Origin of the sequence: Sphaerisporangium rhizosphaerae, from assembly GCF_042665155.1 — a bacterium.
In the GTDB taxonomy this organism is placed as follows: domain Bacteria; phylum Actinomycetota; class Actinomycetes; order Streptosporangiales; family Streptosporangiaceae; genus Sphaerisporangium; species Sphaerisporangium rhizosphaerae.
Map to the genome: position 1 here is coordinate 270,129 of NZ_JBHTCG010000002.1, position 20,507 is coordinate 290,635.

The window sequence follows — 20,507 nt, forward strand, 5'->3', positions numbered from 1 at the left end:
GGCGTTTTCTTACCCTGATGTGGGGGCTGTCCGAACCCCTATCCCACCCCGGAGATTCATCGGGTGACATCGGGATAATGGGCGTATGAGATTAAGGATCTTCACGGAGCCGCAGCAAGGCGCCGGCTACGAGGACCAGCTCCGCGTGGCGCAGGCCGCCGAGCGGCTCGGATATGACGCCTTCTTCCGCTCCGACCACTACCTGCGCATGGGGGACGGCGACGCCTCTCCCGGCCCCACCGACTCCTGGGTGACGCTGGCGGCGCTGGCCCGGGAGACCACGACGATCCGCCTCGGCACGCTGGTCACCGCGGCGACCTTCCGCCTTCCCGGACCGCTCGCGATCAGCGTCGCGCAGGTGGACCAGATGAGCGGCGGCCGGGTCGAGTTCGGCTTCGGCACGGGCTGGTTCGACGCCGAGCACAACGCGTACGGCATCCCCTTCCCGCCGCTCGGCGAGCGGTTCGCCCGGTTCGAGGAGCAGCTGGAGATCATCACGGGGCTGTGGACCACCAAGCCGGGTGACACCTTCTCCTTCGAAGGCGCCTACTACCGGGTCGCCGACTCGCCCGCGCTGCCCAAGCCCGCGCAGAGCCCCCGCCCGCCGGTGATCATCGGCGGCACCGGCGCGAAGCGCACGCCCCGGCTGGCCGCCCGCTTCGCCGACGAGTACAACGTGCCGTTCCACGGGCTGGGGGACACCGCGGCGGCCTACGACCGCGTGCGAGAGGCGTGCTCGGCGGCCGGACGCGAGCCGATCGTCCTGTCGGCCGCCCAGGTGCTGTGCGTGGGCGCCGACGAGGCCGAGCTCGCACGAAGGGCGGCGGCGATCGGCCGGGAGGTCGGCGAGCTGCGGCAGAACGGCCTGGCCGGCACCCCGCAGGAGGTCCTGGACAAGATCGCGACGTTCGCCGAGGCCGGCTGCGAGCGCCTGTACCTGCAGGTCCTCGACCTGTCCGACCTCGACCACCTCGAACTGGTCGCCGCCGACATCATGCCCCACGTCTGAGCCTCAGACTCCACCCTGGTGCCGCTCTCAGCCGGAAGGGCGGTGGCGCACCATGCCACCGCCCTTCCGAACCTCTCATGAGGCCGGAGGCAGGGCCCGGTGCCCGATGGCCGGCGGGGCGCCATCGCGGCCGGTCACCTGCCTGCCGTAGGTCTCGTCCAGCAGTCGCTTGCGTTCCCTTAGACGGTCGGGGTGCCGATCCTCCACCAGGCGGCACACTTCGAGCAGCGGGCCGGCCTCCATCTGCGGCTGGGCGATGCCCTGGAACTCGGGACCGGTCAGCGAGGGACCCGGGCCGCTCCGCGCCTCGGCCACGGCCACGTTGCCCGTCTGCCGGTGCAGGCTGCGCACCCGGAGGATGAAGCCCTCCCACGCCGAGATCATTTTCAGCCGGAGCAGCCCGATCAGCTCGTCGCGCAGCGTCCGCAGGTCGCTCCACCTGGAGTCGTAGGCCCCGATGAGCCGATCCGCCCGGCGGGACTGGAAGGAGTAGGCGGTCTTGGTCCACCACAGGCGCCGCCGGGCCACGGCCAGGTCCTCCGCCTCCTTGTCCGACGCGGCGACCTTCACCGCCATCGCGCCGAGCGACAGCATGACGATGAGCAGGATGACCGACATCATCGGGTATCCACCGGAGGGCGGTGTGGGGTACCTGGCGCGCAGCCCGGCCCAGGTGCCGATGACGACCAGGAGCATGAGCAGGAAGCAGATCGGCAGCGACCACCAGGCGAGCCGCAACGCCCAGCGGCCGGCCGCGCCGAGGTAGGCGCCCGCCCTGCCCTGCCGGACGGGCGGCCGCCGGAAGGCCGCCGCCCGCCAGGCGCCGAGCGGCCTCAGCATCATCTCGCCCGTCGCGGCGATGATGACGGCCAGGGCCACGCCGGGGACGATGGCGGCCAGCAGCTCCCACATGTGCAGGATTCCCCCCGCCCCGCCCTGGTCGGCGTCGCCGGTCTGCGAGGTCAGGTAACGGAAGACCTGGTTGAAGTACCAGACGTCGAACATGCCGATGCCGATGACGACCGGCCAGCGCACCCGGCGCAGCCAGCGGGCGCGCCGCGGCGTGGCGTCGGCGGCGTTCTGCGCCCTCGCCAGCCGCGCGGCGGTGTCGCCCATGTGACCGGTGGCGAGCATGAGGCCGAGCCGGTTGAGCTGGCGGTCGGCTCGGGCGTAGGCGTCGGAGGCGGCATGCCGCCGTGCCGGGATGCGCCCATCCCGGCAGATGGTCTCGAAGCCACTGCGCACGGCCGACAACATGGCCCGCATCTCGGTGGCGTCGATCTCCTCGGCCTCGCGCCACCCGGTGTCGGCGGCCCGCGCGACCAGTTCGCGCACGCCGCAGACGCATCCCGAGGGGCACTGCGAGAAGGGGTCGGGAGAGGTCGCGGGCGGAGAGGGATGGCTCATGTGATCCTCGGTCAGGTGTAGACGATGATCTCGACGCGCCGGTTGCAGGCCATGGCGACGCGATCGGGAGTGCCGTTCTTGTACTCGGGAGCGCACGCGGGTTTGCGCGAGCCGTACCAGACGGCCGTCGACTCGGTGATCCCGCGGTCGCGCAGGACCTTGAGCACGGCCTTGGCGCGCTTCTCCGACAGCCTCCGGTTGTAGTCGGGAGATCCGGTGGAGTCGGTGTGACCGGCCACCACGACCCTTCGGTACCGGAGCTTGTCCAGCTCCTCCACGACCGATCCCATGGTGTCCTGGGCGCGAGGCGCCGGCCGTGCCGAGTCGACGTCGAAGAGGATGGACGCCGGCACCGTGATGACGGTGGGATTTCCCGGCGTGATCCGCAGCCCGGGCATGCGGACGTCGGCGTCGGGGGACAGCGCCGTGGCGGAGGCGGACACGTCGGCCACCGCCGGCGCCTCCGCGGTCGGTTTCGGACAGTTCGCCCCGGTCGCCGCGCACATCTGCTTCCACAGTTCCAGCAGCCACACCCGGTGCGGCGTCTTGACGTCGGACCAGCCGTCGGCCGGGTTGCCGATGCCGATCAACTGCACCGTGTAGCTGCGGTCCAACTGCGGCAGCTCCGCCCGGCAGCCGCGCACCAGGCCGGGAATCACCGAATGGTCGCCGATGTCGGCGGCACGCAGATCGGCGCAACCGGTGTTGCTCAGCCCGTCGGTGGCCACCATGATCGTCTTGGGGGTCTTGTCGCCGTACTTGCCGATCTGCTGGGCCGCCGTGGTCACCGCGCGTAGCACGTCGGTCTGCGGCTTGGCCGAGCCCGCACCCAGCTTGTCCGTCAGCTCGCCGGACAGGCAGGCGCGCGCGTCCTTCCTGTCGTTGTGCGTGCGGGCCGCATCCTTGCTGTCGCCGGGGGTGATCTTCTCGATCCGCCAGTCCACCGCTCCGCCGAAGACCCCCGCGGCGACCAGGTTCCTCGGGGCGTCGGGCAACCGCTGGGTGAGCAGCGCGCCCCAGTCCTGGTGCCGGCGCGGCTCGCCTCGGGTGTAGCTCGTCGCCGAGCCGTCGACGAGCAGGACCGTCACGCTCGTGACGTCGGGAATCCCCGTGGGCACCTTGAGCAACTGCTCGCAGCGTCCGGCCGCAGGTGCGGCCTCCTGCGAGCCGGCGCCGGTGCCGGAGCCGTCGCCGAGCAGAGCCTGCTCCATGGCCCCGCAGCCCGTGACGCAGAAGACGACCAGAGCCAGGAGCAGGGCACCCCGCCTGCCGTTCCTCATGAGCCGTTCGCCTCCTCCGGCTCGTCGAACCGGCTCTGGGGGCCGGGCTCGGGCTCGGCGATGCCGAGCAGCTCGTAGGTCTTGCTGAGCGCGCTGTCGGAGGCGAGCGCGAACTCCAGCAGGTCCATGCGCTCGTGCCCGCTCGCCACCTGGACGACCGTGTCGACCAGGCCCCGGGCCTCCTCCTGGCGGTCCTCGCGCATCTTGAACAGCGTGGTGGCGGTCTGCGCGGGCTGCTGCGCCATGAGGACGGCGTACGGGGTCTCCCACCTCGGCAGGCCCGCGGCGATGAACGCCGTCCACACCTCGCGCAGCTCGCCGAGCCGCTGGGCGGCCTGCTCGCTCAGCTCATAGCGGGCCTCGAACTGCACCTGCTCCGCGACCGAGCGGCGCTGCAGCTCCCGTATCGCGGAATCCATCTGGACACGTACGGTAGCCGAGCAGTCGAACACGACGCCGTCCTCGTCGGGGGAGTCGGTCAGCGCCCGGTCGACGGCGGCCTGCACGACAGCGGTGATCGCGGGCTCGGCGGCTCCGGGACGGAAGGGCGGGAACTCCCTGGCCTTCCAGCGGGCGGCGTTCCGGGTCACGGTCCTCAGGTCGGCGAAGCGGGCGTCGATCTTCGTGTCGAGCGCCTCGTCGCGCAGTGTTCCCGTGGCGCACAGGCACAGGTCGACCTCGAGGGTGAAGTCGTAGGCGTCGCCCTTGGCGGGCGTGGGGAAGGTGAAGTTCTTGGTCCTGCGCGTGGTCGAGGTGACGGGCAGCAGCGGTGCCGGCGTCCGGGTGTCGAGCGGTTCGCCGCCGAACATGGCTCGCCTCACCCGGGATAACCAGCGGCGTAAGGGGCCCTTGCGGGGCTGGGAGGGATCATGGTCACGGTCGGACACGGGTCCACCTCCATTGGGGTCGGGGGGATCGGACTGTGGTGGTCGTCTAGCGTCGGTCGTCGCGGAAGCGCCACACCCGCAGGTGGAAGTCCAGGCTGGCGGCCAGCGAGGGACCGTCGGCCCTGATGCCGGCGAGCAGCCTGTCCATCAAGCCGTCGAGCCCCGGAGACGCGACGCGGGCACGGGAGGTGTCAGGTAGGGCGCCGGCCAGGACGAGCCAGCGGTGCAGCGCGTCCCATGCCTTCTCATCGCCCTGCTCCCGGCTCAGCGCGTTGCACCAGAGCCGGACGAGATCGTCGTGGACGGACGGCTGGTCGACGGCGAGCTCGGCCAGACGGGGCCAGCCCCGGTCCCTGCCCTTGCGGGGCGCCAGGCGCAGCAGGCACCGCGCCGCCGCCTGCCGCCAGCGCCAGTGCGGCAGCCGGGTCCACTCGGCCAGCTCGTGGACGATCTTCTCCTCGACGCCGTCCCGGAACACGTTGAGCAGCGCCTGCTGCACAATGCTCAGCAGCTCGCGCTCGGCACGGTCCATCGAGGAGTCGCGCCGGCCGTCCAAGCGCTGGATGCGGCCGCCGACGATGTCGCGCATGGCGTTGAGCGCCTCGTCGGGGTCATTGGCGCCGAGCAGGGTGCCGTAGGCGGCTATGGCGGTGGCCCGCAGCTGGACGTTGCCCTCGCGCGCCCACCTGCGGACCAGCCCCCGCGCCTTCCTGGCGAACCGACCCTCGCTGAGCCATTCCAGCGCCCATGCGGCCGTCATGCGCGGGCGGTAGCCGCCGTCGCCTGCCCAGGGCTGGATGACCTCGCGGGAGATGACGTCGAAGTCGTAGCAGGCGAGCCGCGCCGCGGCGTGGGCGGCCTTGACCCGCACCGGCGAGCGGGGATGGTGACCGAGCGGGCCCAGCCACTTCACCAGAGTGTCGCGCTCGCCCAGGTGGTCCTGCCAGACGACCTGGAGGATCCAGGTCTCCAGCTCCTCATGGGAGAGCCGGACGGTGCGTCCCATCCCGTCGCCCGAGACCTCTCCCGCCAGTTCTACGCACTTGGACCATTCGCTCATCGGCCCGGTGAACCACTCGCTCCGGCGCATGCCGTCGTTGCCGGTGCCGGCCAGGTGCAGCGTGGCGAACCGCGACGCCTCACGGGTCGCGGTTCCGGCCGCCTGCCGATGCAGAACGGCCGAGCAGATCAAGAAGCTCTTCTGCCACAGCTCGGGGCCGCGCAGCTCGTCCGCCGCCTGTTCCAGGTCCTTGGCCGGATCCCTCCGGGCGAGCAACCGGTCGTCGGGCACTCCGCCCTGCACCTCCGACAGCACATCGGCAGCCAGCGCGGCGGCCATGCGAGGGGAGGCGCAGCGCTGGACCTGGCGGCTCACCGCGGGCAACTTGAGGATCTGCCGGGTGCGGGACTCCTCCAGCCTGGCGGACAGGTGCCGGGAGAACACCGCCTCCGGCGCGGGGGGCACGTGCCGCACCATGCAGTCGGACTTCAGGACGCCGGGGCCGACCGGCTCGGTGGCCGTGACGACGATCAGGACACTGCCCAGCGGCCGAAGCTCCGCGGCGATCGGGGCCAGCCACGACAACTCCGGCGCGGGCTCGTCCGGCCCCAAGATGAGGATCATCGCGGAGTCCTTCGGCATGGCCCCCGCCTCGATGGCCGCGAGGCCCCGCTCGGACGCCAGGATGCGGACGTTGCCCGCCGCGGCGCGGCCTCTGTTCCGCAGGAAGGCGATGGCGGCGGCGATGGCGGCGGTGGTGCGGCCTTCGCCGGGCTCGCCGACGTAGCACTGGACGGGTGACAGATCCAGGGCCTCGCACAGCAGGTCCGCGCCCGGCGTTCTGGCGAAGGTCTTCTTCAGCTTGGTGATGAACGCGGCCCCCAGCGGGCCATGCCGGGGCCGCGCGGACACCTCGCCCGCGAAGTAGTTGAGCTCCTCGGCCTGGAAGACGCGTGCCCGCTCTCCATGGACGTTGGTCTCGTGGGTCCTGCTCCGCAGGCCTTCCATCCGGGCGGCGTAGGCGTCGTCGTCGTCGGCGGCGGAGGCGTCCGGGTCGGCGTCCTCCAGCTTCTCCTCCGGCTCGGTGGCCGCGGGGCCCTCCTCGCCGTCCGGCTTCGGCTCCTTGCCCAGCACGACCGCGGGAACTCCGTCCTCGCCGACGGCGACGACAGGCTCGGCGCCCGAAGACTCGGCCTGCTCGGGTAAGGGGACCTCCGGGGCCTCCTGCTGCGCCGGAGCGCCGTGGTCGTTCACGACGGCTCCGGTGCCTCGTTGTAGGTGGCGTGCGAGCCGCCCAGCTGGATGACCCTGGCGTGGGCGCCGGTCACGTGGGTGTCCCCGAAGACGCCGCGGCGCCGGACCTCGCCGAGGCCGGTGTCCTGGTCGGGGCCGGGGTCCTGGTCGGCGGGCTCCCCGCCGGCGCCTTCCGGCGCCCGGCCGGTGCGGTGGCGCGGATCGCCGGTCTGGCCGGGCGCCCCGCCCGGCCGCCCGGAGGAGGCGGCAGGCTGTTCGTTCCTGACGAGACGAAGCGTGCGGTCGTTCTTCATGATTCGCTCCAACAGATCGAGGGTTCGCGCACTCGGAGAAGTCTTCAGAGCGACCTCCATCGCCTGGCGGAGGTGCTCGAACGCGTTCACGGCCGCGGTCTTGTCTCCCATCCGGTAATGCACCACCATGCGGTGCCGCGCCAGTTCCTCGTCGACGGCGCCGTCCTCGTCCAGGGCCAATCGGTCGAGTTCTGGCGCCAGATCGTCCAGCAGGCCGCATTTCAACCGGGCCAGAAGGTGTCCGAGAAGGGTTCGGCGGTATTCATCGCGGAGTTTCCCGGTCCACGCCCTCATGGAGTAGGGGGAGTATCCGCCGAACGGGATCGGCCCCCTCAGGCCGGCCCTGGACGGCCCCCACTCCGCCAGGGCCCGCCCGCCGAGTTCGACGGCCTCTTCGGAAGAGAAGGAGACGGCGGCCTTGGCCGCCGCCGAGAGCTGGCGAAAGCGGTGATAGTCGACATTCTCCGTATGGACCTTCAGCTGATAGCCCAGGGAGCGATGGGTCATGAGCAGCTTCCCCGCCCCGGGCACCGCGTCGTCGAGCCCTTTCCGGATGCCCTTAACGCAGGTATCCAGAAGCGGCCGCGCTTTGTCAGGGTCCTTCTCCTCGTCCCATAGTGACGTGGTGAGCGTCTCTCGCCGCACCACCCCGGGTTCCAACGCCAGCAGAGCCGCCGCGAGAGGTTGCTTGCGATCTCCGAAAGACACCTTCCGCTCGTCCACGGAAACCTCGACGGTGGAGAGGACTTTGACTTCCAGATTCATTTCAGCCGAACTCCAGATCATCCTCGGCGGCTTACAGAAGGCCTTGGTCCTCTGTTCCCGTGACCGGCGGAATGGCCGCGGGAATCGAAAAGAGAAGAGGTCGGAAATGAGCGAGACCGAGCGTGGGATGCGCGGAATCAGGTTCCAGACCGCGTCCGCGTGCGAGGGTGGCACGTGCGTGGAGGTCGCGCAGTACGGCGAGGACGTCTACGTCCGCGACTCCAAGCACCCCGAGGGGCCGGTTCTCCGGTACACCAAGGCGGAGTGGGCCGCGTTCGTGATCGGCGTCAAGCTGGGCGAGTTCGACGTCCAGTGACCTCCCCCCTCCGGGGCCGGGTCGTACCCGGCCCCGGAGGGTCCCCTCGGCCGGCCTCACCGGCCGGTCCCCCGGAATTCGGCCATCAGCTCGTTCAGGAAGCGCCGGGCGTCGTCGCCGAACAGAGCCGACTCGCCGTACATGGTCCACCGGTTGCGGTAAAGCTCGATGTCGGCGGGGTGGCGAGCGGTGATCTCGGCATGGACGGTCTCGACTTTCACCTGTTCACCGGCCTCGTCGTCGGTGGGTTCGTAGATGGTGAACGCGTGGGAGTTCGGCACGCGCGCTTCGACGCCGAGGGGCAGCACGCCGATCGTCACGTTGCTGAGCGTGCTCAAGGTGCAGACGCGGTCGAGCTGGGCGGCCAGCATCGCCGGCGCGCCCGGCCGCCAGCGCAGGGCGCCCTCGGTGATCAGGAAGTGAAAGGACCGGTTCTCGTCGTAGAGCAGGAGCTGGCGTTCCAGCCGCACGGCGAGCGCGGCGGCGGCCTTCTCCTGGGTGTAGGGCACCTGGAACATCGAGAAGACCCGGCGGGCGTACTCGGCGGTCTGCAGGAGGCCGGGCACGACCGACGGCTGGAAGGTGAACGATCGCCGCGCGCCGGTCTCGATGGCCTGCACCTCGTCCTGCATGTGCGGCCGGTCGCGAAGCTCGGTCTTCCATGAGCGGACGTCGGTGTGGGCGTTCTCGGTCAGGGCCAGCAGCAGATCCCGCGCCTCTGGGGTGGCGTTGACGGCCTCGGCCCACTTCCGCACCTCCGGCAGGCTCGGCACCACCGCGCCGGACTCGATGCGCGAGACCTTGGACTGGCTGGTCTCGATCCGCTGGGCGAGGTCACGTCCGGAGAGTCCTGCCAGGTCGCGAAGGCGACGCAGCTCAGCTCCCAGCCGTCGTCGCCCTCCTTCAGGGCCCTCCGCGTACTCGTGAACCACTCTTGATCCCCTGAATCACTCTATATCGGGATGAATCGCCACATCTTGTTACCAGGGCGATTCGGGACTATTCGTTGGGATGCATACTAGATCAAGGCTTGATCGGAGTTGTCAAGCGATTTCTACCGTTCCAAAGCTGTATCTTCTGGTGACACAGAGTCAAGAGAGGAGGAAGGAATCGTGAATCGATGCGATTTGATTCATGGGCAGGGTGCGGGTGTGATGACCGCCCCGGTCCGGGGCGCCGCGGCCGCCTGTCAGAGCGGCTGCGCGGGGCCGGAGGGCAACGGTGGTGTCACCCGGCGGACAGCCCGGTCTCCGTCGGAGTCGTGGCCGGTCCCGGCCCGATGACCTGGGAGGCCGCCACGCTCGTGGTCATCGCCGTGACGGGGATCCTCACGCTGGTCCTGACCCAGGTGCGCGACATTCTGCTCAAGGTCGATGAGGTTCTGGACGCTTGGAGGCGGGTGAGGCGCACCATCACGATGCTCAGCGGGCAGAGCCGTGCAGGCGGCGGGAACGGCGGGGACGACACGTGGCGGAAGGCCGGCGGGCGAAAGGAGCGACGGGGAAGCCGGTAGCCGCGCAGCGTCAACGAAATCGGTGGCCGGTGGGGCGCGAATGGGGGAAGATCGGGCAGCGTGCTGCTGACCATCTCGACGACCACGCGGCCGGCCACCGATCTCGGCTTCCTGCTCCACAAGCACCCCGGCCGGGTGCAGGAGTTCGGCCAGTCGTTCGGCGTGGCCCGCGTCTTCTATCCCGAGGCCGCCGAGGAGCGCTGCACGGCCGCGCTGCTGCTCGAGGTGGACGCCGTGCGCCTGGTTCGCTCGCGCGGCCACTCCTCGCCCGACTTCAGCCTGGGCCAGTACGTCAACGACCGCCCGTACGCGGCCTCCTCGATGCTCGCGGTGGCGCTCGCCGACGTCTTCCGCACCGCGCGCGCCGGCCACTGCGCGTCCCGTCCAGACCTGGCCGCCGGGCCGATCGACCTGGAGGTCGTCGTGCCCGCGCTGCCCTGCCGGGGCGGGCCGGAGGTGGCGCACCGGTTGTTCGAGCCGCTCGGCTGGCAGGTGGAGGCGCGGCCGGTCCCGCTCGACGAGGGCTTCCCCGAGTGGGGCGACTCGCGGTACGTGCGGCTCACGCTGCGCGGGGCGGTCCGGCTGGCCGATGCGCTTAACCATCTGTACGTCCTGCTCCCGGTCCTCGACGACGCCAAGCACTACTGGATGGCCTCCGACGAGGTGGACAAGCTGATCCGCGCGGGGGAGGGGTGGCTGGCCACGCACCCGGAGCGCGCGTGGATCACCCGCCGCTACCTGGGCCGCCGCGCCGGGCTGACCCGCGCCGCGTTCGCGCGCCTGGCCGAGCTGGGAGACGACGTTGAGGAGGACCTGGAGCCCCCCGTCGAAGAGGAGCCGGCCGCCGAGACCGCGCCCCTGGACGCCGCGGACGCACCGGGCGCCGGGACGCCGGTCAGCACCGCACCGGTCGCCGACGTGCCGACCGCCGACGTGCCGACCGGTGATGGGCAGGCCGGTGACGGGCCGGCCGCGGACGCGCCGGTTTTCGACGCCTCCCTCGCCCAAGCGCCACCGGCGGTGGGCGGGGCGGCGCGGCCGTTGAACCTGGTGCGGCGGGACGCGGTGGTCCAGGCGCTGGCCGAGGCAGGGGCGCGCAGCGTCGTCGACCTCGGCTGCGGCTCCGGGCAACTGCTCGCCGAGCTGCTGGCCAGGCCCGAGATCACCCGGGTCACCGGCGTCGACGTGTCGGCGCGGGCGCTCGCCCTGGCCGCCCGCCGGCTCAGGCTCGACCGGATGCCCGAGACGCGCAGAGGACGGCTGGAGCTGTTCCAAGGCGCCCTGACCTACACCGACGCGCGGTTCGCCGGGTACGACGCGGCCGTGCTGATGGAGGTCGTCGAGCACGTGGACCCGCCGCGGCTGCCCGCGCTGGAGCGGGTCGTCTTCGGCGAGGCCAGGCCCGGCGTGGTGGTGGTCACCACGCCCAACAGCGAGTACAACGTGCGCTACGAGTCCCTGACCGGCATGCGGCACCCCGACCACCGCTTCGAGTGGACCCGCGCGGAGTTCTCCGCCTGGACCGGGGCCGTGGCCCGGGAGTACGGCTACCAGGTGGCGTACCGGCCGGTCGGCGAACCGGACCCCGAGGTGGGCCCGCCGACGCAGATGGGGGTGTTCAGCCGTGGTTGAGATCAGCGTCCCGGCGCTGTCGCTGGTCGTGCTGGTGGGGGTGTCGGGCAGCGGCAAGTCGACCTTCGCCCGCAAGCACTTCCCGCCCACGCAGGTCATCTCCTCGGACTTCTGCCGGGGCCTGGTCGCCGACGACGAGAACGACCAGGCGGCGACCCCGGACGCCTTCGACGTGCTGCACTACATCGTCGGAACCCGCCTGCGGCGCGGGCTGCTCACCGTCGTGGACGCCACCAACGTCCAGTGGGAGGCGCGCAAACGGCTGGTCGAGCTCGCCAGAAGCCACGACGTGCTGGTGGACGCGATCGTGCTCGACGTGCCCGAGGACGTCGCGGTGGCCAGGAACGCCCTGCGCCCCGACCGCGACTTCGGCGCGCACGTGATCACCCGTCAGCGCAAGGACCTGCGCCGCTCGCTGTCCAAGATCTCAAGGGACGGGTTCCGGCGGGTGCACGTGCTGCGCGGCGAGGACATCGACGCCGCGACGGTCGTCCGCGAGAAGGCGTGGACCGACCGCCGCGAGCTCACCGGCCCGTTCGACCTGGTCGGCGACGTGCACGGCTGCCGCGCCGAGCTGGAGGACCTGCTCACGGAGCTGGGGTGGGAGCTGCGCCGCGACGAGGCAGGGCGGCCGGTGGGCGCGGCCCACCCGCAGGGCAGGACGGCCGTGTTCGTGGGCGACCTGGTCGACCGGGGCCCGGACTCGCCCGGCGTGCTGCGGCTGGTCATGGGCATGGTCGCGGCCGGCACGGCGCTGTGCGTGTCGGGCAACCACGAGAACAAGCTGGTGCGGGCGCTGAACGGCCGCAAGGTCACGGTGTCGCACGGCCTGGAGCGCTCGCTGGAGCAGCTCGCCGCCGAGCCGGAGGAGTTCCGCGAGGCGGCGCGGGCGTTCATGGACGGGCTGATCAGCCACTACCAGCTCGACGGCGGCCGGCTCGTCGTGGCGCACGCGGGCCTGAAGGAGGCCTACCACGGCCGCGCCTCCGGGCGGGTGCGCTCCTTCGCGCTGTACGGCGACACGACCGGCGAGACCGACGATTACGGGCTGCCGGTGCGCTACCCGTGGGCGAAGGACTATCGGGGCCGGGCCATGGTCGTCTACGGCCACACCCCGATCCCCGACTCCGAGTGGGTCAACAACACCATCTGCTTGGACACCGGCTGCGTGTTCGGCGGCAGGCTGACCGCGCTGCGCTACCCCGAGCGCGAGCTGGTCGCCGTCCCGGCCCGCCAGGTCTGGTACGAGCCGGTCCGCCCGCTCCAGGCGGGGACGCTGCGCGACCCCGGCGTGCTGGACATCGGCGACGTCCAGGGCACCCGGTACGTCGAGACCCGCGCCGGGGGCAAGGTGAAGATCCGCGAGGAGAACGCCGCCGCCGCGCTGGAGATCATGAGCAGGTTCGCGGTGGACCCGCGCTGGCTGGTCTACCTGCCCCCGACCATGGCCCCGGCCGCCACCTCGCCGCTGGAGGGCCACCTGGAGCACCCGGCCGAGGCTTTCGAGGAGTTCCACCAGGCCGGGGTGGCCGAGGTCGTGTGCGAGGAGAAGCACATGGGCTCGCGCGCCATCGCCGTCCTGGCACGCACGCCCGAGGCCGCCGCCGCCCGGTTCGGAGTCGGCGACGGGACGCGCGGCATGGTGCACACCCGCACCGGGCGCCCGTTCTTCGACGACCCGGCGCTCATGGCGGGCCTGGTGGACGGCCTGCGGGCGGCGGTGTCGGCGGCGGGTCTGTGGGAGGAACTGCGCACCGACTGGATCGTGCTCGACGGCGAACTGCTGCCCTGGTCGGCCAAGGCGGGCGGGCTGATCCGCGAGCAGTACGCGTCGGTGGGGGCCGCGGCGCGCGCCGCGCTGCCCGAGGCGGTCGCCGTGCTCGCCGCGGCGGCGGGGCGGGGGCTGGACGTGGGCGACCTGCTGCACCGCACCCGGGCGCGCGCGGACAACGCGGCGCGGTTCAGGGACGCCTACGCGCGGTACTGCCGGCCGGTGTCCGGCCTCTCGGGGGTGAGCTTCGCCCCGTTCCAGATCCTCGCGGTGGAGGGGCGGGCGACGGCGGCGGAGGAGCCGCACGCCTGGCACCTGGACGCGCTCGGGCGCCTGTCCGGCGACCTCGTCACCCCGACCAGGCACGTCGTGGTCTCGACGGGCTCGGCGGAGTCCCGGGAGGCGGCCACCGCGTGGTGGGAGTCGCTGACCGGCGACGGCGGCGAGGGCATGGTGGTCAAGCCCGCCCATCCGGTGGCCGGTCGCGTGCAGCCGGGCGTCAAGGTGCGGGGGCGGGAGTACCTGCGCATCATCTACGGGCCCGACTACACCGGCGGCCTGGACCGGCTGCGCGGGCGTTTCCTGGGCAAGAAGCGGTCGCTGGCGCTGCGCGAGCACGCGCTGGGCATGGAGGCGCTGGCGCGGCTGGCCGGCGGCGAGCCGCTCTGGCGGGTGCACGAGGCGGTCTTCGCCGTCCTCGCCCTTTCGTCCGAGCCGGTCGACCCCCGGCTCTGACCCTCTCCCGTCCCGCCCGGGTGGGGCGCTCAGGCGGACCGGAGGGGGCGCTGGCGCGGGGCCGGCAGGGGCAGGACCTCGCGGCGGAAGTACGCGCCGAGGTCCTCGCCCCGCTCGTACAGCGCCACCACGGCGGCCAGGCAAGGCTCGACGGCGTCGGGGTCGGTGACGCGGCGGCCGCCCAGGTGGGCGCCCGAGCCGTCGTACAGCACCTCGTACATCAGCCCCGACTCGAACACCAGCAGCTCGGGCAGCGGGCCGGACCGCTCCAGAGCGCGGACGGCCGAAGCGGGGACCACGCGGGCCTGCTCGCCGGCCTCGGCGCGGGCGGCGAGCACGTGCAGCTCCCACTGCATGTAGGGGGTGAGCGGCGCGTCGACGACGCGGACCCTGCGGAACTCGGCGTATCCGGCGTAGTCGGCGGTCAGGGAGCCGCGCAGGTCGTCGATCAGCAGGAGGGAACGGTCCCAATCGCCTGCGGCCATCGCCTCCCAGCTCGGCTCGTAGGGCTCGTGGAAGTGCTGGGCCCGCTCGAGCTTCCACACCACGCCTTCGGCGCTCTCGTACGCCCGGCGGAACTCCGGGCCGTACACCTCCGGGGGGAGGACCACCGCGTCGACGTCGCGCACCCTCTGGAACACACGGTGATCAAGCTGATCGTCCGTGATCGGGCCCATGGGCTACTCCTCGTCGTCGGGGGCCGAGCCCGTGGCGGTTCCACTAGGCCGGTGGCGCGCTGATCGCGGGCAACGTGCGCCACCATGCCCGGGTGCGCGCGAGCCGAAACCCGGGAATGACGACGGTCGGGAAGACAGGCCGATCATGAAACGGCTGACTGGAGGCGTCAAGACCCAATTAGCGCCGGCGGTTCCCAGCCGGTCCGCGAGACCCGGCCGGGGAACCGCCGGCGGTGCGTCGGAGGGGCGCCGGCCGGGCCGGCTCAGAGGCGGCGGCCGAGGCGCCCGCGGTGGTGACGGTGGTGGCGGTGGTGGGCCAGCCCCAGCACGGCCATGACGATCCAGACCAGGAACAGCACCTTCAGCACCCCGAAGATAGGCGCCAGCGAGCCCGAGACCGCCGCGGCGATCAGGATGACCGCGAGGATCATGAGCGGGACCGCCGGCACGCCGTGCCGGCGACGCCCCCGGCGGGCCAGGTGCTCGCGGCGGACGGCGGCCATGTGCCCGGCCCACACCGCCGGCCCGTCTTGCGGCGACGGCCAGCCGCCCGCAGGCCACCCGTGCCCGCCGTCCCACGACCCCGGACGCGGCCGGGGACCCGCCCACGGGCCGCGAGGACCCGCCCACGAGCCGCCCGGACCGGCCCACGGGCCGCGGGGGCCGTCCATCGCGGGATGATCGCCCTCGGCCGCGGCGCGCCGAGCGGGGAAGGGCAGGTCGGCCGTCACCCGCCGCAGCTCACCCGCGGTGCGGGCGGCGAGCGCCGTGTCGAGCCGCTCGTCGAGCTCTTCGTGGGTGAGCCGGCCCTGCGCGAAGTGCTCGCGCAGGGCGGCCATCACCTCGTCGCGCTCCGCGTCGCCGATGCGCAGATCGTCCCGCGATGTCATCGAGGCTCACTCCTCCGGGGTGTCGCCGTCGGCCAGGATCTGGTACAGATTGCGCCGGGTGTCGGCGAGGATCTTCTTGGCCTGGCCGACCTGGGCGTCACTCCCAGTCTGCGCGATCTGGAAGAGCGCCGCGGCGGCCTGGCGGCTCAGGTCGAACAATTCGTAGACGCCCTCCTCCATGTTCGGCGTCATGTCCTCCCAAGGCGCCCGCAGCTCATCGGCGTGCTGGGCCACGTAGTCGCGGCCCGCGTCGGTGAGCTGGAAGGTCTTGCGCCCCTCGGTCTCGTCGGCGCGCACGAGGCCCTCGTCGGCGAGCTGCTGGAGCGCCGGGTACACCGCGCCGGGGCTGGGCTTCCAGCCCCCCTCGCTGCGCTCGGCGATCTCCTGGATGATCTGGTAGCCGTTGCGCGGCTCCTCGCCCAGCAGGGCGAGGATGGCGGCGCGGACGTCGCCGCGCTTGGCCTTGCGACCGCCTCTGCCGAACGGCGGCCGCCCGCCCCCGAAGCCCCCGAACGGGAAGCCCTGCCGGAACGGGCCGCCGCCGAAGTCCCACGGGCCGGGGCCCCTGCGGCCGCCCCGGCCCCCCCGGTGGCGGCGCTCGGACCCGGCCTCGTCGTCCTCGCCGGGCACGCCGTGGCGGTGCTGGTGGTGGTGATGCGCCTGGTGCAGGGCGGCCATGGCGCCCAGCAGGCCGAGTGTCATGGGCCGTCCGCCTCGGGGGGTTCCCCAGGGCGCGGCTCCCATCGCGAATCCCGTCATCGTTCTCTCCTCACATCGACGATCGACCTTCGACCGTTCTCGATGCTTCAAAGATATATCGTTAGCGTTCTCAGAACAACCCCCCGAAACCAACTCGCCCACTTCGCGGGTGAAGAAGAACGCCGACGGCGCCGGGGCTCGGAGAAATCAGTGACACACATCACGCTCACCGGGGAACACATGCCGGGATGCGAGCGTTAACAGCATTCGGACGGGTCGTTCCGCTCTGAGAGGGCTGGGGGGTGCTCTTGGAGCGGAACGGCCCCGTCCTTCTTTTTTTCCACGACCCTCGGGCGGTTCTCTCCGCGCTTCCCGGCGTGCGCCGGTCGCCGGGCGCGAGGCGACACGCCGCGCCCCCGGCGGGACACCTCCGCCGCTTGGTGAGGTTTTTGCCATAGGGTGCCCGATCGTGATCGACGCATGATGGGGCATACGCACGCACTCAGCGGGGCGGCGGCCTGGCTGCTGGTCGCGCCGGGTCTGGTGGCGCTGCCGGGCCTGACGGCGCTGTCCGGCCTCACCGGCGACCTGACGCCGGTGGTGGCCAACGCGCTGTCCCCGGCCGAGCTGGTCGCCGGCACGCTCGTCTGCGCGGGCGCGGCGATGCTCCCCGATCTCGACCACCCGCACGCGACGATCGCCCAGACCTTCGGCCCGGCCACCTGGGTGCTGAGCAAGGCGGTCAACTGGGCGAGCGGCGGGCACCGGCACGCCACCCACTCGCTGGCGTTCGCGATCGCCGCCGGCCTCGGCGCGCACCTGCTCGCCGACCACTATTCCATCGGCCGCGACGTCGTGGTCATCCTGATGATCGGCCTCGCGCTGCGGTCGATCGGCATCGGCATCCCCGGCAAGACGATCACCTCGGCGATGGTGAACGTCGGCCTGACCGCCATCGCGTTCATCCTGCTCCACTCCGCCCACGTCGGGTACCTGTGGCTCGGCTTCGCGATCTCGATCGGCTGCCTGGCGCACGTGGTGGGCGACTGCCTGACCGAACGCGGGTGCCCGGTGCTGTGGCCGCTGCGGCACCGGTGGCTGCTGCCGTGGAAGATCGGCATCAAGACCGGGAGGGTGTTCGAGATCAAGATCCTCGGCCCGGTGCTGTCGGTGGTCGTGATCGGCCTGTTCGCCGCACGTCTCATGCCGTCCTTCTAGCGTCTCCCGCTCGCCTCGCCTCGCCGCGGACCGTCCCGCCGTCCCGCCGCCTTGCGTTCCGTCGCCGGGTCCTCGTCGCGCTCATCGCTACCCATGAGTAACTTGATGTCGAGATATAACACCCGATATCTTGATGTCGAGAGATCCGAGAGGCCGTGTTCGGTTAGGAGTACCTAACTGGCGGCGGCACTCCGCCGGTGCGGCAGGATCTATGGGGCGAACCAGGCACAGTCTGCGACCCATCATCAGTGGCGATGAGTGTGAAATGAGGGAGGCGAGTCTCCGTGTCCGCCAACAGCTTCGGCAGCCGTGACACACTCCGCGTCGGTGACGCGGCATACGAGATCTACCGGCTGGACGCCGTCGAGGGGTCGGCGCGCCTTCCGTACAGTCTGAAGATCCTTCTCGAGAACCTGCTGCGCACCGAGGACGGCGCCAACATCACCGCCGACCACATCCGGGCGCTCGGCGGATGGGACCCCACCGCGGCCCCCAGCGTGGAGATCCAGTTCACGCCCGCTCGCGTGATCATGCAGGACTTCACCGGCGTGCCCTGCGTCGTCGACCTGGCCACCATGCGCGAGGCCGTGCGCGACCTGGGCGGCGACCCGGCCAGGATCAACCCGCTGGCGCCGGCCGAGATGGTCATCGACCACTCGGTCATCGTCGACTTCTTCGGCGGCCCCGACTCCTTCCAGCGCAACGTCGAGCGCGAGTACGAGCGCAACCGCGAGCGCTACCAGTTCCTGCGCTGGGGCCAGACGGCGTTCGACGAGTTCAAGGTCGTCCCGCCCGGCACCGGCATCGTGCACCAGGTCAACATCGAGCACCTGGCCCGCGTGGTCATGACCCGCGACGGCAAGGCCTACCCCGACACCTGCGTCGGCACCGACTCCCACACCACCATGGAGAACGGCGTCGGCGTGCTCGGCTGGGGCGTCGGCGGCATCGAGGCCGAGGCCGCCATGCTCGGCCAGCCGATCTCCATGCTGATCCCCCGGGTGGTGGGCTTCCGGCTCACCGGGGAGCTGCCCGCCGGGGCGACCGCCACCGACCTGGTGCTGCGCATCACCGAGATGCTCCGCGAGCACGGCGTCGTCGGCAAGTTCGTCGAGTTCTACGGCGAGGGCGTCGCGGCGGTGCCGCTGGCCAACCGCGCGACGATCGGCAACATGAGCCCCGAGTTCGGCTCCACCTGCGCGATCTTCCCGATCGACGACGAGACGGTGAAGTACCTCACGCTCACCGGCCGCGCCCCCGAGCAGGTCGCCCTGGTCGAGGCGTACGCCAAGGAGCAGGGCCTGTGGCACGACCCCGCGAGCGAGCCGGTCTTCTCCGAGTACATCGAGCTGGACCTGACGACGGTCGTCCCGGCCATCGCCGGCCCCAAGCGCCCGCAGGACCGCATCGCGCTGACCGCCGCCAAGCAGACCTGGCGCCGTGACGTGCGCGTCTTCGTCCCCGACGCCGAGGGCGTGGACGAGGAGGGCAAGGAGTCCTTCCCGGCCTCCGACGCCCCCGCCTCCAACGCCCAGGCCGACGGGCACGACAAGGAGCAGGACAGGCCGCACGCCGCGGCGGCCGCCGAGGGCTCCACCCGGCCGAGCAGCCCCATCCCGGTCACCCTGGCCGACGGCGCCTCCTTCGAGCTGGACCACGGCGCCGTGGTGATCGCCGCCATCACCTCCTGCACCAACACCTCCAACCCGTACGTCATGATCGGCGCGGCCCTGCTCGCCAGGAACGCCGTGGACAAGGGCCTCACCCGCAAGCCCTGGGTGAAGACCTCCCTCGCGCCCGGCTCGCAGGTCGTCACCGGCTACTTCGAGCGGTCCGGCCTGACGCCCTACCTGGACAAGCTCGGGTTCAACCTGGTCGGCTACGGCTGCACCACCTGCATCGGCAACTCCGGCCCGCTGCCGGAGGAGATCTCGGCCGCCGTCCAGGAGGGCGACCTGGCCGTCACCGCGGTGCTGTCGGGCAACCGCAACTTCGAGGGGCGCATCAACCCCGACGTCAAGATGAACTACCTGGCCTCGCCGCCGCTGGTCGTCGCCTACGCGCTGGCCGGCACGATGGACCTGGACCTGGACACCGAGCCGCTCGGCACCGGGACCGACGGCGAGCCGGTGTTCCTCAAGGACATCTGGCCCTCGGCCGAGGAGATCGCCGAGGTCGTCCACTCCTCCATCGGGGAGGACATGTTCCGGCGCGACTACGCCGATGTGTTCAAGGGCGACGACACCTGGCGGTCGCTGCCGATCCCGACCGGCGACACCTTCGAGTGGGACCCCGAGTCGACCTACGTCCGCAAGGCGCCCTACTTCGACGGCATGCCGAGCGAGCCGGAGCCGGTGACCGACATCGCCGGAGCCCGCGTGCTCGCGCTGCTCGGCGACTCGGTGACCACCGACCACATCTCCCCTGCCGGTTCGATCAAGGCCGACTCGCCCGCGGGGCTGTACCTGAAGGAGCACGGGGTCCAGCTCAAGGACTTCAACTCCTACGGCTCGCGCCGCGGCAACCACGAGGTGATGATCCGGGGCACCTTCGCCAACATCCGCCTGCGCAACCAGATCGCGCCCGGCACCGAGGGCGGCTTCACCCGCGACTTCACGCAGGAGGGCGGCCCGGTCTCGACGATCTACGACGCCTCCTCGAACTACCAGGCGGCGGGCGTCCCGCTGGTGGTGCTGGCGGGCAAGGAGTACGGCTCGGGGTCCTCGCGCGACTGGGCCGCCAAGGGCACGGCGCTGCTCGGCGTCCGCGCGGTGATCGCCGAGTCCTACGAGCGCATCCACCGCTCGAACCTGATCGGCATGGGCGTGCTGCCGCTGCAGTACCCCGAGGGCGAGAGCGCCGCCTCGCTCGGCCTCACCGGCGAGGAGACCTTCGACATCACCGGTGTCGAGGAGCTCAACGCGGGGACGACCCCGGCCACCGTCACGGTGAAGGCGGGGGACAAGGAGTTCCAGGCCGTCGTGCGCATCGACACCCCCGGCGAGGCGGAGTACTACCGCCACGGCGGCATCATGCAGTACGTCCTGCGCTCGCTGCTCGCCAAGAGCTGAGACCCCGAGCCGGGCCCGCGGGCCCGGCGGACGGCGGGGCCCGTCGGGGCCCCGCCGACGGGACGTCGCGTCCCGTGCGGCCCGGCGGCA

16 protein-coding genes are annotated in these 20,507 nt (G+C 71.7%); 7 read left to right on the forward strand and 9 right to left on the reverse strand.

Going from position 1 to position 20,507, the window contains the following annotated elements:
- Positions 1-85 precede the first annotated feature (85 nt).
- On the forward strand, positions 86-1,009 hold the full coding sequence (locus ACFQSB_RS03890; RefSeq protein WP_380824247.1) for an LLM class F420-dependent oxidoreductase: 924 nt from the start codon (positions 86-88) through the stop codon (positions 1,007-1,009).
- Between the two features lie 75 nt (positions 1,010-1,084).
- On the opposite strand, the gene ACFQSB_RS03895 is transcribed toward ACFQSB_RS03890, so the two are convergent.
- From ACFQSB_RS03895 to ACFQSB_RS03915, 5 genes are all read right to left on the reverse strand, one after another.
- A complete protein-coding gene (locus tag ACFQSB_RS03895) occupies positions 1,085-2,416 on the reverse strand; it encodes a hypothetical protein (protein WP_380824249.1) in 1,332 nt (443 codons plus the stop codon).
- Between the two features lie 11 nt (positions 2,417-2,427).
- Entirely contained in the window at positions 2,428-3,696 is a 1,269-nt protein-coding gene (locus tag ACFQSB_RS03900; protein ID WP_354919603.1) for an OmpA family protein, read from the reverse strand.
- Positions 3,693-4,505: a hypothetical protein gene (locus tag ACFQSB_RS03905; protein WP_380824250.1), complete on the reverse strand. Its 813-nt coding sequence runs from the start codon at positions 4,503-4,505 to the stop codon at positions 3,693-3,695. Before ACFQSB_RS03905 ends, ACFQSB_RS03900 begins: the two co-directional genes overlap by 4 nt.
- A gap of 124 nt (positions 4,506-4,629) precedes the next feature.
- Positions 4,630-6,837 carry a hypothetical protein gene (locus ACFQSB_RS03910; RefSeq protein ID WP_380824252.1) on the reverse strand — a complete coding sequence of 736 codons (2,208 nt, stop codon included), beginning with the start codon at positions 6,835-6,837 and terminating at the stop codon, positions 4,630-4,632.
- Positions 6,834-7,895 (reverse strand): AfsR/SARP family transcriptional regulator, encoded by a 1,062-nt coding sequence (locus ACFQSB_RS03915; RefSeq protein WP_380824253.1) that lies wholly within the window; start codon positions 7,893-7,895, stop codon positions 6,834-6,836. The genes ACFQSB_RS03910 and ACFQSB_RS03915 overlap by 4 nt, the downstream gene beginning before the upstream one ends.
- 106 nt (positions 7,896-8,001) lie before the next feature.
- Between ACFQSB_RS03915 and ACFQSB_RS03920 the strand changes: the two genes are divergently transcribed.
- On the forward strand, positions 8,002-8,211 hold the full coding sequence (locus tag ACFQSB_RS03920) for a DUF397 domain-containing protein (RefSeq protein ID WP_354919614.1): 210 nt from the start codon (positions 8,002-8,004) through the stop codon (positions 8,209-8,211).
- A 56-nt stretch (positions 8,212-8,267) separates the two neighbouring features.
- On the opposite strand, the gene ACFQSB_RS03925 is transcribed toward ACFQSB_RS03920, so the two are convergent.
- Positions 8,268-9,143 (reverse strand): helix-turn-helix domain-containing protein, encoded by an 876-nt coding sequence (locus ACFQSB_RS03925; RefSeq protein WP_354919617.1) that lies wholly within the window; start codon positions 9,141-9,143, stop codon positions 8,268-8,270.
- A 347-nt stretch (positions 9,144-9,490) separates the two neighbouring features.
- Between ACFQSB_RS03925 and ACFQSB_RS03930 the strand changes: the two genes are divergently transcribed.
- Genes ACFQSB_RS03930 through ACFQSB_RS03940 form a run of 3 tightly spaced genes read left to right on the forward strand, consistent with a single transcriptional unit; the run spans position 9,491 to position 13,862 of the window.
- Entirely contained in the window at positions 9,491-9,724 is a 234-nt protein-coding gene (locus ACFQSB_RS03930; RefSeq protein ID WP_380824255.1) for a hypothetical protein, read from the forward strand.
- A 60-nt stretch (positions 9,725-9,784) separates the two neighbouring features.
- Positions 9,785-11,356 (forward strand): 3' terminal RNA ribose 2'-O-methyltransferase Hen1, encoded by a 1,572-nt coding sequence (locus ACFQSB_RS03935; RefSeq protein ID WP_380824256.1) that lies wholly within the window; start codon positions 9,785-9,787, stop codon positions 11,354-11,356.
- The gene (locus tag ACFQSB_RS03940) at positions 11,349-13,862 is read left to right on the forward strand and encodes a polynucleotide kinase-phosphatase (RefSeq protein WP_380824257.1); all 2,514 of its coding nucleotides are present in this window, start codon (positions 11,349-11,351) and stop codon (positions 13,860-13,862) included. Before ACFQSB_RS03935 ends, ACFQSB_RS03940 begins: the two co-directional genes overlap by 8 nt.
- 29 nt (positions 13,863-13,891) lie before the next feature.
- Here ACFQSB_RS03940 and ACFQSB_RS03945 read toward each other — a convergent pair whose 3' ends face one another.
- The 3 genes from ACFQSB_RS03945 to ACFQSB_RS03955 all read right to left on the reverse strand — a co-directional run bounded on the left by ACFQSB_RS03945 (position 13,892) and on the right by ACFQSB_RS03955 (position 16,188).
- Entirely contained in the window at positions 13,892-14,539 is a 648-nt protein-coding gene (locus tag ACFQSB_RS03945) for a DUF6879 family protein (RefSeq protein WP_354838798.1), read from the reverse strand.
- 263 nt (positions 14,540-14,802) lie between these two features.
- Positions 14,803-15,429: a DUF1707 SHOCT-like domain-containing protein gene (locus ACFQSB_RS03950; protein ID WP_380824258.1), complete on the reverse strand. Its 627-nt coding sequence runs from the start codon at positions 15,427-15,429 to the stop codon at positions 14,803-14,805.
- Between the two features lie 6 nt (positions 15,430-15,435).
- A complete protein-coding gene (locus ACFQSB_RS03955; RefSeq protein ID WP_380824259.1) occupies positions 15,436-16,188 on the reverse strand; it encodes a PadR family transcriptional regulator in 753 nt (250 codons plus the stop codon).
- A gap of 423 nt (positions 16,189-16,611) precedes the next feature.
- Between ACFQSB_RS03955 and ACFQSB_RS03960 the strand changes: the two genes are divergently transcribed.
- Together ACFQSB_RS03960 and ACFQSB_RS03965 are read left to right on the forward strand one after the other, a co-directional pair.
- Entirely contained in the window at positions 16,612-17,346 is a 735-nt protein-coding gene (locus tag ACFQSB_RS03960) for a metal-dependent hydrolase (protein WP_380824260.1), read from the forward strand.
- 284 nt (positions 17,347-17,630) lie between these two features.
- Positions 17,631-20,417, forward strand: coding sequence for an aconitate hydratase (locus ACFQSB_RS03965; protein WP_380824261.1), 2,787 nt, complete (start codon positions 17,631-17,633; stop codon positions 20,415-20,417).
- Positions 20,418-20,507: the final 90 nt, after the last annotated feature.